General features: G+C 70.8%; 15 protein-coding genes. 13 read left to right on the forward strand and 2 right to left on the reverse strand.

Translation table 11 applies throughout. The annotated features are described in order from the left end of the window. Positions 1-16 precede the first annotated feature (16 nt). The 3 genes from ABR571_RS00500 to ABR571_RS00510 are packed head-to-tail and all read left to right on the forward strand — an operon-like array spanning position 17 to position 3,098. Complete coding sequence (locus ABR571_RS00500) at positions 17-1,693, forward strand: MFS transporter (RefSeq protein WP_409451221.1); 1,677 nt, start codon at positions 17-19, stop codon at positions 1,691-1,693. Beyond that, complete coding sequence (locus tag ABR571_RS00505) at positions 1,690-2,298, forward strand: futalosine hydrolase (protein ID WP_409451222.1); 609 nt, start codon at positions 1,690-1,692, stop codon at positions 2,296-2,298. The genes ABR571_RS00500 and ABR571_RS00505 overlap by 4 nt, the downstream gene beginning before the upstream one ends. After that, complete coding sequence (locus ABR571_RS00510) at positions 2,295-3,098, forward strand: 1,4-dihydroxy-6-naphthoate synthase (RefSeq protein ID WP_409451223.1); 804 nt, start codon at positions 2,295-2,297, stop codon at positions 3,096-3,098. Before ABR571_RS00505 ends, ABR571_RS00510 begins: the two co-directional genes overlap by 4 nt. Positions 3,099-3,180: 82 nt before the next feature. Here ABR571_RS00510 and ABR571_RS00515 read toward each other — a convergent pair whose 3' ends face one another. Then, positions 3,181-3,564: a cold-shock protein gene (locus ABR571_RS00515; protein WP_409451224.1), complete on the reverse strand. Its 384-nt coding sequence runs from the start codon at positions 3,562-3,564 to the stop codon at positions 3,181-3,183. Positions 3,565-3,720: 156 nt separating this feature from the next. Here ABR571_RS00515 and ABR571_RS00520 point away from each other — a divergent pair, with 156 nt between their 5' ends. The 9 genes from ABR571_RS00520 (at position 3,721) to ABR571_RS00560 (ending at position 12,461) form a co-directional block, all read left to right on the forward strand. Further along, positions 3,721-3,921, forward strand: coding sequence for a hypothetical protein (locus ABR571_RS00520; RefSeq protein ID WP_409451225.1), 201 nt, complete (start codon positions 3,721-3,723; stop codon positions 3,919-3,921). Between the two features lie 12 nt (positions 3,922-3,933). Next, the gene (locus tag ABR571_RS00525; RefSeq protein ID WP_409451226.1) at positions 3,934-4,590 is read left to right on the forward strand and encodes a hypothetical protein; all 657 of its coding nucleotides are present in this window, start codon (positions 3,934-3,936) and stop codon (positions 4,588-4,590) included. Continuing rightward, positions 4,551-6,335, forward strand: coding sequence for a helicase-associated domain-containing protein (locus ABR571_RS00530; RefSeq protein WP_409451227.1), 1,785 nt, complete (start codon positions 4,551-4,553; stop codon positions 6,333-6,335). The genes ABR571_RS00525 and ABR571_RS00530 overlap by 40 nt, the downstream gene beginning before the upstream one ends. A gap of 79 nt (positions 6,336-6,414) precedes the next feature. Beyond that, positions 6,415-6,936, forward strand: a complete 522-nt coding sequence (locus tag ABR571_RS00535) for a GNAT family N-acetyltransferase (RefSeq protein WP_409451228.1) — start codon at positions 6,415-6,417, stop codon at positions 6,934-6,936. A gap of 71 nt (positions 6,937-7,007) precedes the next feature. Beyond that, positions 7,008-8,657, forward strand: coding sequence for a DNA repair helicase XPB (locus tag ABR571_RS00540; protein WP_409451229.1), 1,650 nt, complete (start codon positions 7,008-7,010; stop codon positions 8,655-8,657). Positions 8,658-8,777: 120 nt separating this feature from the next. Continuing rightward, positions 8,778-9,320: a DinB family protein gene (locus tag ABR571_RS00545; RefSeq protein WP_409451230.1), complete on the forward strand. Its 543-nt coding sequence runs from the start codon at positions 8,778-8,780 to the stop codon at positions 9,318-9,320. Between the two features lie 43 nt (positions 9,321-9,363). Then, complete coding sequence (locus tag ABR571_RS00550) at positions 9,364-10,170, forward strand: hypothetical protein (protein WP_409451231.1); 807 nt, start codon at positions 9,364-9,366, stop codon at positions 10,168-10,170. Positions 10,171-10,186: 16 nt separating this feature from the next. Beyond that, the gene (locus ABR571_RS00555) at positions 10,187-12,049 is read left to right on the forward strand and encodes a Na+/H+ antiporter (RefSeq protein WP_409451232.1); all 1,863 of its coding nucleotides are present in this window, start codon (positions 10,187-10,189) and stop codon (positions 12,047-12,049) included. A gap of 1 nt (position 12,050) precedes the next feature. Then, positions 12,051-12,461, forward strand: coding sequence for an MSMEG_6728 family protein (locus tag ABR571_RS00560; RefSeq protein ID WP_409451233.1), 411 nt, complete (start codon positions 12,051-12,053; stop codon positions 12,459-12,461). Positions 12,462-12,607: 146 nt separating this feature from the next. Here ABR571_RS00560 and groL read toward each other — a convergent pair whose 3' ends face one another. Next, positions 12,608-14,236, reverse strand: a complete 1,629-nt coding sequence (groL, locus tag ABR571_RS00565; protein WP_409451234.1) for a chaperonin GroEL — start codon at positions 14,234-14,236, stop codon at positions 12,608-12,610. A 196-nt stretch (positions 14,237-14,432) separates the two neighbouring features. Between groL and ABR571_RS00570 the strand changes: the two genes are divergently transcribed. Continuing rightward, positions 14,433-15,680, forward strand: a complete 1,248-nt coding sequence (locus tag ABR571_RS00570) for a cytochrome P450 (RefSeq protein ID WP_409451235.1) — start codon at positions 14,433-14,435, stop codon at positions 15,678-15,680. The last annotated feature ends 2 nt before the right edge of the window (positions 15,681-15,682 follow it).

Consider the following 15,682-nt stretch of genomic DNA (forward strand, 5'->3'; position numbering starts at 1 on the left):
GGGGCAGGATGGACGCGTGGCCAAAGACAACGACGGGCAACCGCGCAAGCGGTTCTCCAAGTCCGGCCACACGACACACGGACCACGCGCCGGCGGCCCACCGCCCTACAAGCCGCCGCCGGTCCACCAGCCGCCGCCGCCCGTATACCAAGCTCCGCCGGGCTACCAACCGCCGCCGCCCGTGTACCAAGCACCGCCGGGCTACCAACCGCCGCCGGCCTACGAAGCACCGCCGGGCTACCAGCCGCCGCCGGCCTACGAAGCACCGCCGGGTGACGGCTTCAGCTCCCCCACGTACAACAGCCAGCCCGGGCGACCCGAGCGCCCGGCCGCCACGACCGCCGGCGGTGCGGCGCTGCTGATCGGGCGCAGCGCGATCACCCAGACCAACCGGGCCGCCCGCACGGTGACCCGCAAGGTCATCCGGGCCAGCAAGGCCGACGGCGCGCTCGAGTCCGGCCTCACGGCGCTGATCTGGAACCAGGTCCTCAGCTACGGCACCGACGCGATGATCACGGTGTCACTGGCCGGCACCGTGTTCTTCGGCGCGAGCGCCAACGCCCAACGGGGCAACGTGCTGCTGTACCTGCTGATCACGATGGCGCCGTTCGCGGTCGTCGCCCCGGTGATCGGGCCCGCGCTCGACCGGTTGCAGCACGGCCGCCGTTGGACGATGGCCGGCACAGCGCTCGGCCGCGGGGTGCTCGCGCTCGTGATGGCCGCGCATGCCACCGAGCTGCTCGTCCTCTATCCGTGCGCGCTGGGTTCCCTCGTCCTGTCCAAGGCGTACGGAGTCGTCCGCGCCGCCGCCGCCCCCCGCCTGGTGCCGCAGGGGATGACCCTCACCTCGGCCAACGCGCGATTGACGATCTTCGGCCTGGGCTCGACACTCGTCCTCGGCGGCGTCGTCGGCGTGATCATCAAGATCACCGGGTCGTACAGCATGGGTCTGGTCGTCACCGCCTGCGGGTTCTTCGCCTGCGGGTTCTTCGCGTTCCGGCTGCCCAAGCAGGTCGATTCCGCGGCGGCCGCACCCCGCCACCCTGGCGAACCGGTGCGCCCGCGGGCGCAGGCGAAGGTCCCACCGATCTCGCGGATCCAGTCGTGGGCGAAGAAAGGCTTCGACCCGCATCTGGTGATCGCGTTGCAGGGCGAGTCGGTCCTGCGCCTGCTGTCGGGGTTGCTGACGATCTACCTGGCCTTCTACGTCGAGTCGACGCAGCACGGGCTCAAGGCCGCCCTGGAACTCGGGCTGGTGATCGGCGCGGCCGGTGTCGGCAACTTCCTCGGCACCGCCATCGGCACCCGGTTGCACATGGGAGTGCCCGAGCTGCTGATCACCATCTGCACCTGCGCGGCCGGCGCGGTCTGCCTGCTGGTCGCCCTGTCGTTCGATCCGGCGTTCGCGGCGGCCGGCATGCTCGTGGCGTCCGTCGCGAACGCCCTGTCCAAGATCGCGCTGGACGCACTCATCCAGCGCGACGTCGTCGAGACGCTGCGCTCCAGCGCCTTCGCCCGCTCCGAGACGTTCCTGCAGCTGGCCTGGGTCATCGGCGCCGCGATTGCCGTCGCCCTGCCGAGCAAGTCCGACGGCGACGGCGCTCTCGCGTTCGTCGTTGCCGGCGTGATCACACTCGCGGTCGGCGTGGTCGTGTTCCTGCGCCACCGCGTCATGACGCGGGCCGCCGGGTGAAGGTTCTGGTGGTCACGGCCGTGCCGGCCGAGTGCGAGGCGATCGCGGCGGCGCTGCCGGCCGATGCGGATGTCGCGCTGCTCGTCGGCGGGGTCGGGCCGGCGGCGGTCGCCGCGGCCACGGCCCGGGCGCTGGACGGTGTCGACCTCGTCCTCAGCGCCGGCATCGGTGGGGGGTTCGGAGCGCTGTCAGCCGGTGAGGTGGCCGTCGCGTCCACCATCGCCTTCGCCGACCTCGGCGCCGAGACGCCCGACGGCTTCGTGCCGCTGTCACAACTGGGCTTCGGTACTGAGCGTTACGAGGTGGCGCCCAAGCTCGCGGTCGAGCTGGCCGACCGCACCGGGGGGCATCTCGGCACCGTCCTGACCGTCGCGACGGTGACCGGCACGGCGGCGACGGCGACCGCCCTCGCCGAACGGTTCCCGGACGCTGTCGCCGAAGGCATGGAGGGCGCCGGCGTGGCCGCGGCCGCCACGCTCTGCGGTGTGCCGTTCGGCGAGGTCCGCGCGATCAGCAACGCCGTCGGACCGCGCGATCGCGATTCGTGGCAGATCCTCCTGGCGCTGCAGTCTCTGGCCCGCGCGGTGGCGGCGGCGCTGGCATGAAGATCGCGTTCTCGCCGTGCCCGAACGACACCTTCGTCTTCCACGCCTGGGTGCACGGGCTGGTACCCGGCGCCCCGCCGGTCGACGTCACGTTCGCCGACATCGACGTCACGAACACCGAAGCCGAGCGCGGCGCGTTCGACGTCGTGAAGGTGTCCTACGCGGCGCTGCCGTGGCTGCTCGACCGGTACACGCTGCTGCCGAGCGGCGGCGCGCTGGGCCGCGGCTGCGGACCGCTGGTGCTCACTCGCGGCGGTGTCGATTCGCTGGACGGCCGGACGGTGGCAGTGCCGAGCGAGCGTTCGACGGCCTACCTGCTGTTCCGGCTGTGGGCGGCCGGACAACGGCCGGCCCGCATCGACGTCGTCCCGTTCGCGTCGATCATGTCGGCGGTGCGCGACGGGCGTTACGACGCCGGCCTGGTGATCCACGAGGCCCGGTTCACCTACCCGTCGTACGGGCTGACGTCGCTCGTCGACCTCGGCGCGTGGTGGGAGAGCGACACCGGGCTACCGATCCCGCTCGGCGCGATCCTGGCCCGCCGCTCGCTCGACGCGGGAGCCCTGGGCCGAGCGGCGCGGGCGTCGGTCGAGTACGCGTGGGCCAACCCGCAGGCATCGGCCGCGTATGTGGCCGCGCACGCCGACGAGATGGCGCCCGACGTCCAGCAGCAGCACATCGCGCTGTACGTCAACGAATTCACCCGCGACCTCGGCGACGAGGGCTACGCCGCCGCCGAAGCGTTGCTGACAAGAGCCCACCAAGCCGGCCTCACCCCTAGCAGCCCAGCGCTCCGGTGACGCACGGCTGGAGGCGAGGAAAACCGGCCGAACCGACGCCGACCACCTCAGGCAACGACAGCAGTAAAGGTCGGAGAGGCGGTCAAGCGTCCAAGTTATCCGCGAAGGCCCTGAGCAGGCCGGCGATCTTGCGGGCTTCGGCGCGCTCGGGATAGCGGCCCCGGCGCAGCGAGTTCGACGTGTTGTCGAGCAGCTTGATCAGGTCCTCGACCAACGGAGCCATCTCGTCGGCCGGCTTGCGCACATTGCGCACCACGGAGGGCACCGGATCGAGCACCCGGACCTGCATCGCCTGGTTGCCCTTGCGTCCCGACACGATGCCGTACTCCACGCGGGTTCCGGCCTTGAGTTCGGTCAGGCCGTCGGGCAGCGCGTCACGGTGGACGAAGACGTCATCGCCCTCGTCGTTGGAGAGGAAGCCGAAACCCTTGTCCGCGTTGAAGAACTTCACCTTGCCGGTAGGCACCGGGCACTCCTCAGATTCATGTCCAGATAGCAGGCAAGGCACCGCACGCCGGCGGTGCCTCGTGTCTTTCAGGCTACTGCCTGCTCCGCACGGATTCACCCCCGGACGACGGGCCGGATAGAATCGCCTGTCCGACACCAGCGAGAAGGGCTATCCATGGCCGGCACCGCGCCTCGTCTTCCCGAGCAGTTCCGCAACAATTCCCACCGGGTCGACTTCACCGTCTCCGAGCTGGTGTCCGACGCCGCGGGGGCGCACTCCCCATTCGGCGACACCCAGTTCCCGCTGCCGGTCGAGCAGCTGTTCTACAAGCACCCGAAGCCCGAAGAGCGGCCGCACCTCGCCAACGGGCGCTGAGCGCCGCTTCCCGTGGTCGCATCGCCCGAACGGTTCGCCGGCGGCGATGAGCCGACGCCGCAGCCCGCCTCGCTGGTCGAGTGGCTGCGCGGTCGCGACGACGACCAGCTGGTCCGGCTGTTGCGGCTGCGCCCGGATCTCGCGCTGCCCGCCCCGGCCGACCTCGCGGCGCTGGCCGGCCGGGTCGGCGTGCGCACGTCCACCCAGCGCGCCGTCGACGGCCTGGACGCCTTCACCCTCGGCGCCCTGGAAGTCCTGATCCTCGCGGCCGGCGACGACGACGCGATCGACAACCCCCCGTCGGAAGGTCTTCTGCCGCTGCTCGACCGTGCGCTCGTGTGGGGCGATGCCACCCGGGTGCATCTGGTACCGACCGTTCGCGAGTCGGTCGGCCCGTATCCCGCCGGGCTCGGACGGCCCGCTGCTGCCCTCTTCGCGATCGTTCCCGACACCTCGCTCGTCCCCGTGCTGCGGCATCTCGGCCTGCCGCCGGCCGCCCAGCCCCGCGCCGGTGCCGCGGTCGCCGAGGCGCTGGGCGACCCGCAGCGCGTGGCCGCCCTGGTCGCCGAGGCCGACCCGGCCGAGCAGGAGGTTCTCGACCGGCTGGCCGCCGGCCCCCGGTCGGCACGGTGCGCAACTCGCGGCTGGCCGCGACCGGTACCGACCTGACCCCGCCGCATCGGCTGATCAACCGCGGACTGCTTGCCCCCATCGACACGCAGCGCGTCGAACTTCCGCGCGAGGTCGGTCTGGTCCTGCGTGACGGAGCGGTCGGCCGGACGGCGGCGGTTCCGCCGCCGCTGGAGCTGGTGAGCCGGCAGCCGGCCGAACTCGACCGCCTCGGCACCACCGCGGTACTCGAGTTCCTGCGGCTGGTCGATGCGCTCGTCGAGAGCTGGACGGCGCAGCCCCCACCGCTGCTGCGTTCCGGCGGCGTCGGGGTCCGCGAGCTGCGCCGCACGGCCAAGGACCTCGGAGTGGACGAGCCGGTGGCCGCCCTCGTGGCCGAGATCGCCTATGCCGCGTCGCTCGTGAACAACACCAACGGTCCGGAACCGGTGTTCCTGCCCACTGCGGAATATGACGTCTGGCGGGCGCGGGACACCGCTCCGCGCTGGATCACCCTGGCCTCGTCCTGGCTGGCCATGACGCGCCAGCCCAGCCTGGTCAGCCAGCGGGGCGAGCGCGACCGGGTGATCAGCGCCCTCGGCCCCGACGCCGAGCGCGGGACGATCCCGTCGCTGCGCCGGCAGGTCCTCGACCTGCTCACCGGGCTGCCGCCGGGCGCGGCGCCGACTGCCCGTGACGCCGTCCTGGACCTGTTGGCCTGGCACCAGCCCCGGCGGGCCGCCGGCCAGCGCCCGCTCGCCGAGGCCATCCTGGCCGAGGCGGACCTCCTCGGACTGACGGCCGCGGGCGGCGTCACCGGCTACACGCGCACGCTGCTCGCCGGTTCCGCCGCGGCCGCCGACTCGAGCCGAACCTCGGCTGCCGCCGAACACGCCTTGGCCCACGCGCTGCCCGACCCGGTGGACCACTTCCTCGTCCAGCCCGACCTCACGATTGTCGTGCCCGGGCCCCCGGCGCCGGCGATGGGCACCGAGCTCGGGCTGATCGCGGACATCGAATCGACTGGCGGCGCGCACGTCTACCGCATCACCGAACGCTCCGTCCGCCGGGCCCTGGACGCCGGTCGAACCGGCGAGTACCTGGCCCAATTCGTCGAGCAGCACTCGCGCACACCTGTTCCGCAGGCGCTGCGGTACCTCATCGACGACTCCGCGCGCCGGCACGGCGTGCTGCGCGCCGGCGCCGCGGCCAGCTACCTGCGCTGCGACGACGAGGCCCTGCTGGCCCGGGTGCTGGCCGACAAGGACTCCGCTGCGCTCAATCTGCGGCTGATCGCCCCCACTGTCCTCGTCTCCGACGCCCCGGTGAACCGGGTCCTCGACGCGCTGCGGGCGTCCGGATACAGCCCGGCCGCCGAGGCCCCGGGCGGCGACGTCATCACCCTCGGCGCCGACGCCCCGCGGGCACCGTCGCGTCCGCCGGCGCGGTCGGTCACCATGCGCGGCATCGCCGATTCCGACGCCCAGCTCGGCGAGCTCGTCCGCCGCATCCGCTCCGGCGACGCGCTGGCCGAGATCGGGCGGCGGATCCAGCCCATCGCCGCCCAGGTTCCCGGCGTCACCTCGGCGGCGACGATGGAGCTGCTGCGCCGGGCCGTGCGCGAAGAGCAACTGGTGTGGCTCGGCGTCGCCGAACCCGACGGGTCGGCCACCGCGCACGAGATCCATCCCATCTCGCTGGCCGCCGGTTACGTCCGCGGCTACGAGCGCGGCCGGTCCGGCCTCGCGTCCTACCCCGTGCACCGCATCACGGCGGTCCGCGTCCTGGCCGACGAGGACGAGTAGTCCCGATCAGGTCTTCCTCCGGCAGCGTCCTTCCGGCCCCGCTCCCGCGTCGCCCACCGAGGAAAAGGTGATCGTCGGCATGCCTAGGCTCGGACGGGTGATCGTCGTCCGCACCCACCGCGCCGTCATCCGACCGTTCACCGACGGCAACCTCGACCAGTTCGCGGCGATCACCGGCGACCTGGAACTAATGCGCTACGTGGACGTCGGAACCGGCCTCACCCGCGACGAGACCGCGCACTGGATCGATGTCACGCGACGCAACCACGCGAAGGACGGGTGGACGACGTGGGCCGTCGCCGACCCGGACACCGACGAGGTTTTCGGCTATGCCGGCCTGATCCACGGCACCGAGCCGGACACGATCGAGATCACCTATGTCCTGATGAAAGACCGATGGGGACGAGGGCTGGCCGGCGAGATCGTGACCGGGCTGGCCCGCTACGCCTTTGACGTGCGCGGTCTCGACGCGATCTACGCCACCATCCACCCGGACAACGTGGCATCGCGGCGCGTCGTCGAGAAGGCCGGCTTCGAGTACGTCCGGGAGCGGATCGACAAGGACGGGAATCCCGACATCCTGTACCGCTTGTCGGCCTGAATCGAGCTGGAACAGCACATCCCGCGCGGTTGTTTGCGACAATGGACAGTCGCCCAACCGCTTGGAGAAACGTGACCGACGGACCACTGATCGTCCAGTCCGACAAAACCCTGCTGCTCGAGGTCGATCATCCGCTGGCCGCCGAGGCCCGCGCCGCGATCGCACCCTTCGCCGAGCTCGAGCGCAGCCCCGAGCACGTCCACACCTACCGGCTGACCCCATTGGGCCTGTGGAACGCGCGCGCCGCCGGCCACGACGCCGAGCAGGTCGTCGATGCGCTCGTGCGCTATTCCCGGTACGCGGTGCCCCACGGCCTGCTGGTCGACGTCGCCGACACCATGGATCGCTACGGGCGGCTGCAGCTGGCCAAGCACCCGGTCCACGGGCTGGTGCTGATCAGCCTCGACCGCGCGGTGCTCGAAGAGGTGCTGCGGCAGAAGAAGATCACGCCGATGCTCGGTCAGCGGGTCGACGACGACACGGTGCTCGTCCATCCGTCCGAGCGGGGCCGGCTGAAGCAGGCATTGCTCAAGGTCGGCTGGCCGGCCGAGGACCTCGCCGGCTACGTCGACGGCGAGGCGCACCAGATCGACCTCGACCAGGCCAACTGGCACCTGCGCGACTACCAGCAGCAGGCCACCGACATGTTCTGGGAGGGCGGCTCGGGGGTGGTCGTTCTGCCCTGTGGCGCCGGCAAGACGATGGTCGGCGCTGCCGCCATGGCCCGGGCCAACGCCACCACGCTCATCCTCGTCACCAACACCGTGGCCGGCCGTCAGTGGCGGCGCGAGCTGCTCGCCCGCACGTCACTCACCGACGAGGAGATCGGCGAGTACAGCGGCGAGAAGAAGGAGATCCGCCCGGTCACCATCGCCACTTATCAGGTGATGACGACCCGCCGGAAGGGCGAGTACCGCCACCTCGAACTGTTCGACTCGCGCGACTGGGGGCTGATCATCTACGACGAGGTCCACCTGCTGCCCGCGCCGATCTTCCGGTTGACCGCGGACCTGCAGTCGCGCCGCCGGCTCGGCCTTACCGCCACACTCATCCGCGAGGACGGCCGCGAGGGCGACGTCTTCTCCCTCATCGGGCCGAAGCGCTACGACGCGCCGTGGAAGGACATCGAGAACCAGGGCTGGATCGCCCCGGCCGACTGCACCGAGGTCCGAGTGACCCTCACCGACGCCGAGCGGATGACCTACGCGACGGCCGAGCCGGAGGACCGTTACAAGCTGGCGGCGACCGCGCGCACGAAGCTGCCGGTGATCAAGCAGATCGTCGACAACCACCCTGACGACCAGGTGCTGGTCATCGGCGCCTACCTCGACCAGCTCGACGACGTCTCGGCCGAGCTCGACGGAGCGCCGATAATCCAGGGCTCGACGACGACGAAGGAGCGCGAGCGGCTCTACGACGAGTTTCGTCGAGGTGAGTCACGCGTGCTGGTGGTGTCGAAGGTGGCCAACTTCTCCATCGACCTGCCCGAGGCGGCGGTCGCCGTCCAGATCTCCGGCACGTTCGGCTCGCGGCAGGAGGAGGCACAACGGCTGGGCCGGGTGCTGCGGCCCAAGTCCGACGGCCGGCAGGCGCACTTCTACACCGTGGTCGCGCGGGACACGCTCGACGCCGAGTACGCCGCCCACCGGCAGCGGTTCCTGGCCGAGCAGGGCTACGCCTACACGATCGTCGACGCCGACGACCTCCTGCGACCGCTCTGACAGGGCTGGTACTCGGTCTGCGAGCGTCACCGGGCCCAAGGCGATCTTGTACAGACGCGCGGGCTATTTCCGGCGTGTCTGCACAAGATCGCGCTTGCCCGCCCCGTTTAGGTTGATGCCGTGACGACGCCTGCGCTGCCCGAGCCCGACGACAAGGACTGGACGTGGGTGCTGTCCCAGCCGTGTCCTGACTGCGGCTTCGACGCCGGCCAGGTGCCGCGCTCGGAAGTGCCGGACCTGACCCGCCGGTTCACCTCGGTCATTCGCGAAGCGCTCGCCCGGCCTGATGCGACGGTCCGCCCGCAGCCGGCCGTCTGGGCGCCCGTGGAGTACGGCTGCCACGTCCGCGACGTCTGCCGGATATTCGATCGGCGCCTGCAACTCATGCTGACCGAGGACGATCCGCTCTTCGACAACTGGGACCAGGACGCGACCGCTGTCGAGAGCCGCTACTGGCAGCAGCTGCCGGCGACGGTGACCGGCGAGCTGGCCGAGGCCTCCGACGCCATCGCCGACGACTTCGCCCGGGTGGAGGACGAGCAGTGGGGACGGCCGGGTCGGCGGTCGAACGGGTCCGTCTTCACCGTCGAATCGTTCGCCCGCTACTTCCTGCACGACCTCGCGCATCACGCCCGCGACGTGACCAAGTCCGCCGCGCCCTGAGGCAGTCGTGACCTCCACCAGGCGGCAGTGGTAGGCAGGTGGCATGAACTCTCGCCGTCTCTGCGCCGCGCTGGCCCTGTCCTGCCTGCTGGCCGCTTGCTCCTCGTCCACGTCCGGCAAGGGGTCGACCGGCAGCAGCGGTGCCGCCGGGTCGTCCGCCGCCGCTCCCGGCGGCAAGCCCACCGACGCCGCTGGCCTCGGCGGGCTCATGCAGTCGGCGATCGCCGGGATCACCTCCGCGCACATCTCCCTCGACATCGACGCAGCCGGGCAGAAGGTCTCCGGCGCGGGTGATGAGAAGCTGTCGGGCGGCAAGCTGGTCGCGATGGACATCACCGAGCAACTGCCCGGCGGCGCCGGATCGCTGCAGCTGATCATCGTCGGCGGCAAGACCTACGCCAAGCTGCCCGCGTCGCTGAACAAGTCCGGCAAGCCGTACGTCCTGGTCACTCCCGACAGCAGCAACCCCACCGTCCGCGCGCTGGCCGGTTCCTTGGACTCTGCGCTGTCCTCGGCGTCCATCGGCAGCGTCGGCGCGTTCATCACCGCGGCCCAGACCGTCAAGCTGGTCGGGTCGGCGACGGTCAGCGGGGTCAAGGCCACGCACTACTCGGTGGTCGTGGACATCGCCAAGCTGCCGGCCGACCTGCCGGGCAAGGACGCCCTCGCCTCGAGTGGTCTGAAGACGCTGCCGCTCGACCTCTACATCGACGACCAGGGACGCCCGGTCCGGGTGAACGAGGACTTCAAGGTGCAGGGGCAGGAGGTGGCCAGCAACGTCACGGTGACCAACTACAACAAGCCGGTGACCGTCACGGCGCCGCCCGCCAGCGAGGTCAGCACCGACTGATCGGCAGAATGGTGCAGTGCACCCCGCGCTGACGATCCTCGCGCTCGTCGCGGTCGCGGGCGTAGTGGCCGGGCTCGCGCGCCGCTACCAGCGATCCGAGCCCCTCGCGCTGGTCGTGGTCGGTATCGGGTTCTCGTTCATCCCGCATTTCCTCGACATCAATCTGACGCCTGACCTGGTCCTCATCGGGTTGCTGCCGCCGCTGCTCTACGCGGCCGCGATCCGCACCAGCCTGGTGGACTTCAAGGTCAACCGGCGGGCCATCGCCCTGTTGTCGATCGGGCTGGTTGCGTTCAGCACCGTGGCCGTCGGGTTCCTGGCCTGGTGGGTGGCGCCCGGGATCTCGCTGGCCGCCGGCTTGGCGCTCGGCGCGGTCGTGGCGCCCCCGGACGCCGTCGCCGCGACGACGGTCGCCCGCCGAGTCGGGATGCCGCGGCGCATCGTGTCCGTCCTCGAGGGCGAGAGCCTGGTCAATGACGCGACCGCACTGGTCGCGCTGAACACGGCCATCGCGGCGATGACCTCGTCCATCAGCCCGCTCGAGGTGGGCTGGGACTTCGTGCGCGCGGCCGGCGGCGGACTGCTGGTCGGCCTGGCCGCCGCCTTCGTGCTGGCCATGGTCCGGCGGTGGATCAACGATCCGGTCCTCGACACCACGCTGTCCTTCGCCGCGCCCTATGTCGCCTTCCTGCCGGCCGAGGAGATCCACGCATCCGGCGTGCTGGCCGTCGTGGTGACCGGTCTGCTGCTCGGACACAAGTCCGTCGTCCTGCAGTCGGCCAGTTCGCGGATCGCCGAGAACATCAACTGGCGCACCGTCCAGTTCCTGCTCGAGAACGTGGTCTTCCTGCTGATCGGCCTGCAGGTGCGTCCCCTGATCAACAGCGTCCGCCACGAGAACCTCGGTGTCGGACAGGTGGCGTGGCCCTGCCTGGCGGTCCTGGCCGCGACCATCGGCGCCCGGGTGCTGTGGATGTTCGGGATCGCCGCCGTGTTCCGCCTGCTGCGCATGAATGCCTGGGACTGGCGGGTCAGCGCCGTCGTGTCCTGGGCCGGCATGCGCGGTGTGGTGACGCTCGCGGCCGTCTTCCTGTTGCCGGCCGACACCCCGCAACGCGCGTTGCTGGCGCTGGCCGCGTTCACCGTGGTCGCCGGAACACTGCTGATCCAGGGCCTCACCCTGCCGTGGCTCGTGCGGCGGCTCAGGCTGCCGGGACCGGACGCGGCCGAGGACGCGCTGCAGACCGCCGGGCTGGTGACCTCCGCCGCCCGGGCCGGGCTCGCCGTGCTCGACGAGGTGTCGACCGACGACGACCCGCCCGAGGTGCTGGCCGAACTGCGCACCCGGGCCACCAAACGCAGCGACGGCATCTGGGAGCAGCTCGGCCGGTCCCAGAGCGAGCTCGAGCCGCCCGCGGCGGCCTACCGGCGACTGCGGCTGCAGATGTTGTCGGCCGAACGCGGCTCGATCCTGGAGGCCCGAGACTCCGGCGCCTACGACGACGAAGTGCTGCGCCGCGCGCTGATGTCCATCGACGTCGAGGAGTCGATGCTCGACCGCGTCGACGACGCAGCGGCGCGGGTCGACGACGAGCTGACCACCCCGACGAAGCGGGCCGGCGACTGCCCGCACCTGCGCGAGGCGCCCAAGGCCGTCCGGGCGCGGACGCCCGAGGGGTGTGAGGAGTGCTTGCGCGACGGCACCCGGTGGGTCCATCTGCGCCTGTGCCTGACCTGCGGCCATGTCGGCTGCTGCGACTCGTCCCCGCAGAAGCACGCCGCGGCCCATTACCGCGAGGACGCCCACCATCCGGTGATGCGCTCGATAGAGCCCGGCGAGGCGTGGCGCTGGTGCTACGTGGACGACCTACTCGGCTGAGATGCAGACCTTCCTTCCGCTGCCCGACTTCGCCGCCAGCGCCGGCGCCCTCGACGACGTACGGCTGGGCAAGCAACGGGTCGAGGCCTACCAGGTGATCCGCACGCTCGACGAGGTCACCAAGGGCTGGCGGCACCATCCCGTGGTGAAGATGTGGCGCGGGTACGAGGCCGCGCTCGTCGATTACGGACTGGTCGTGTGCCTTGAGTGGACGGGGCGGGGACGCGCCGACACCGTCCACGACAAGTTGCTGGCGCACGCCCGGCCCGGCGCGTCGGTGCTGCCGCCCTGGTTCGGCGACGAGGCGCTGCACGCGAGTCACCGGAGCAACCTGCTGCGCAAGGATCCCGAGTTCTACGGCCGCTACGGCTGGACCGAGCCGCCGGATCTGCCCTACGTCTGGCCCGTCTGAGCCTCGCCCCCTTGCGAGTTGTCCGTGCGTAGCCACGTCATGGTGTGGCGGAGCACGGACAACTCGGAAGGGGAAAGAGCATGACGAAGGGGCGGCCCCTTTCGGGACCGCCCCTTCGGACGTTCAGACCGGCTGACCCTGACGGATCAGAAGTCCATGTCACCGCCGGGCATGCCGCCCCCGCCGCCACCAGCCGGAGCCTTCTCCGGCTTGTCGGCGACGACGGCCTCGGTGGTCAGGAACAGCGCGGCGATCGACGCGGCGTTCTGCAGAGCCGAGCGCGTCACCTTCGCCGGCTCGACGATGCCGTCCTTGAACATGTCGACGTACTCACCGGTCGCGGCGTTGAGGCCCCAACCCGGCTTGAGGCCGAGCACCTTCTCGGAGACGACGCCGCCCTCGAGGCCGGCGTTGATGGCGATCTGCTTGAGCGGAGCGAGCAGCGCGACCTTGACGATGTTCGCGCCAGTGGCCTCGTCGCCGGTGAGCTCGAGCTTCTCGAAGGCGGTGACGGTGGCGTTGGCCAAAGCCACGCCGCCGCCCGGGAGCAAGCCCTCTTCGACGGCGGCCTTCGCGTTGCGAACGGCGTCCTCGATGCGGTGCTTGCGCTCCTTGAGCTCGACCTCGGTCGCGGCGCCGACCTTGATGACGGCAACACCGCCGGCGAGCTTCGCCAGGCGCTCCTGCAGCTTCTCGCGGTCGTAGTCCGAGTCGCTCTTGTCGATCTCGGCGCGGATCTGGTTGACCCGGCCCTCGATCTGCGCGGCGTCACCCGCACCCTCGACGATCGTGGTCTCGTCCTTGGTGGTGGTGAACTTGCGGGCCCGGCCGAGGTCCTCGATCGAGGCGTTCTCGAGCTTCAGGCCGACGGTCTCGGTGATGACCTGGCCACCGGTCAGGATCGCGATGTCCTGCAGCATGGCCTTGCGGCGGTCACCGAAGCCCGGCGCCTTGACGGCGACGGACTTGAACGTGCCGCGGATCTTGTTCACGACCAGGGTGGCGAGGGCCTCGCCCTCGACGTCCTCGGCGATGATCGCCAGGGGCTTGCCGGTCTGCATGACCTTCTCGAGCAGCGGCAGCATGTCCTTGACGTTCGAGATCTTGCCCTCGTGGATGAGGATGTAGGGGTCCTCGAGATCGGTCTCCATGCGCTCTGCGTCGGTGACGAAGTACGCGCTCAGGTGACCCTTGTCGAAGCGCATGCCCTCGGTGAGCTCGAGCTCGAGGCCGAAGGTGTTGCTCTCCTCGACGGTGATGACGCCTTCCTTGCCGACCTTGTCCATGGCCTCGGCGATGATCTCGCCGACCGTGGTGTCAGCGGCGGAGATCGAGGCGGTGGCCGCCATCTGCTCCTTGGTCTCGACGTCCTTTGCCTGGTTGCCCAGAACCTCGGACACCGACGCCACGGCGGCCTCGATGCCGCGCTTCAGCGCCATCGGGTTGGCGCCGGCGGCGACGTTGCGCAGACCCTCGCGGACGAGCGCCTGGGCGAGCACGGTGGCGGTGGTGGTGCCGTCACCGGCGACGTCGTCGGTCTTCTTGGCGACCTCCTTGACGAGCTCGGCGCCGATCTTCTCGTACGGCTCCTCGAGCTCGATCTCCTTGGCGATGGAGACGCCGTCGTTGGTGATTGTGGGAGCGCCCCACTTCTTCTCCAGCACGACATTGCGGCCCTTCGGGCCGAGCGTCACCTTCACGGCGTCGGCGAGCTGGTTCATGCCGCGCTCGAGGCCGCGTCGGGCCTCTTCGTCGAACGCGATCAACTTGGCCATTCTGGGTGGTCCTCACTCTTGGGTGGCACGCTAGTTAAGTGCCGGGTGACAGTGCCCGCGACGGACGGCCCGGAGTGGGCCTCACTGGTATCCGGCTGGCACTCAGCCTAGCCGAGTGCCAATTCAGGTTTAGCACTCGCCCCGGCCGAGTGCAAGCAGCAGCCCGACGGACCGACACCGGGCATATCCTGCGACGATGGCCAATGCCGCGCAGGTCCGGCAGCTCGCCGCCTTCACCGCCGAGCTCTACCGGGCCAAGGCCGTCCTCGGCTACCAGGGCTACGTCAAACACGACGAACTGGCGATGCTCATGCTGCATCCCGGGCGGGACGACCCGTATCCGCTGTACGAGCGGCTGCGCGAGCGCGGACCGATCTGCCGGGCCCGGGTAGGGCCATGGGTCGCGACCAGCCACCCGCTGTGCAACCAGGTGCTGCGCGACCGGCGCTTCGGGGTCGGCCCGGACGGAGCCGAGAGCAACGGCGGCGGCCTTTCCTTCCTCGAGATGAACCCGCCCGACCACACGCGGTTGCGCCGGCTCGCCGCGCCGGCCTTCAGCCCCAAGCAGATGGCCGGCTACGTCCCCCTGATCGAGAAGACGGTGCAACAGCTGCTGGACGACCTGCCGCCTGATGGCCGCGTCGACTTCGTCTCGGCCTTCGCCGCGCCGCTACCCATCGCGGTCATCAGTGAACTGCTCGGTGTGCCGGCCACGCATGCCGACGACTTCGCCCGCTGGGGGGCCACCATCGGCACCGCCCTCGACGGCGTGAAGGGCGTGCGCCACCTGACGGCACTGCTCGCCGCGAACGCCGGCCTCGAGGCGATGTTTCACGAGCTCTTCGAGCGCCGGCGGCGCGAGCCGGCCGACGACGTGGTGTCGCGCATCGTCGCCGCCGAGGGCGACACGGTGACGCCGGCCGAGATGGTGCCGCTGTGCGTCCTGCTGTTCATCGCGGGCTTCGAGACCACGGTGAACCTCATCTCCAACGGCGTGATGGCGCTGGTCGACCACCCCGACCAGTGGGCGGCCCTGCGCGCGGACCCGACCCTGGCCGGCAATGCCGTGGAAGAAGTGCTGCGCTACGACCCGCCCGTGCAGCGCACCGGCCGGGTGGCCCACACCGACGTCGCCCTCGACGGCACGCTCGTGCGACAGGGGGAGTACGTCGTCACCCTGATCGGCGCGGCGAACCGCGACCCGCAGGTTTACGAGGACCCGGCCCGCTTCGACATCACCCGGACGTTGCCGGTGGAGCACCTCGCGTTCTCCAGCGGCATCCACTACTGCCTCGGGCAGCCACTCGCCCGGCTGGAGGCGACGATCGCCCTGGCCGCCCTCGCCGAACGGGCGCCGGGGCTGCGGCGGGCCGGCCGGATGGTCCCGCGCAACGCCGCGACGATCCGCGGGCCGCTGCGGTTGCCGGTCGCCCTCGGTCGTTGAAC

It is taken from the genome of Jatrophihabitans sp. (assembly GCF_046262535.1).
In the GTDB taxonomy this organism is placed as follows: domain Bacteria; phylum Actinomycetota; class Actinomycetes; order Mycobacteriales; family Jatrophihabitantaceae; genus Jatrophihabitans.

Bases quoted from the DNA above. Each gene is read 5' to 3' on its own strand.
- ABR571_RS00510 (WP_409451223.1), top strand. From the start codon at position 2,295: ATGAAGATCGCGTTCTCGCCGTGCCCGAACGACACCTTCGTCTTCCAC.
- ABR571_RS00520 (WP_409451225.1), top strand. From the start codon at position 3,721: ATGGCCGGCACCGCGCCTCGTCTTCCCGAGCAGTTCCGCAACAATTCC.
- ABR571_RS00535 (WP_409451228.1), top strand. From the start codon at position 6,415: ATGCCTAGGCTCGGACGGGTGATCGTCGTCCGCACCCACCGCGCCGTC.
- ABR571_RS00550 (WP_409451231.1), top strand. From the start codon at position 9,364: ATGAACTCTCGCCGTCTCTGCGCCGCGCTGGCCCTGTCCTGCCTGCTG.
- ABR571_RS00560 (WP_409451233.1), top strand. From the start codon at position 12,051: ATGCAGACCTTCCTTCCGCTGCCCGACTTCGCCGCCAGCGCCGGCGCC.
- groL (WP_409451234.1), bottom strand. From the start codon at position 14,236: ATGGCCAAGTTGATCGCGTTCGACGAAGAGGCCCGACGCGGCCTCGAG.
- ABR571_RS00570 (WP_409451235.1), top strand. From the start codon at position 14,433: ATGGCCAATGCCGCGCAGGTCCGGCAGCTCGCCGCCTTCACCGCCGAG.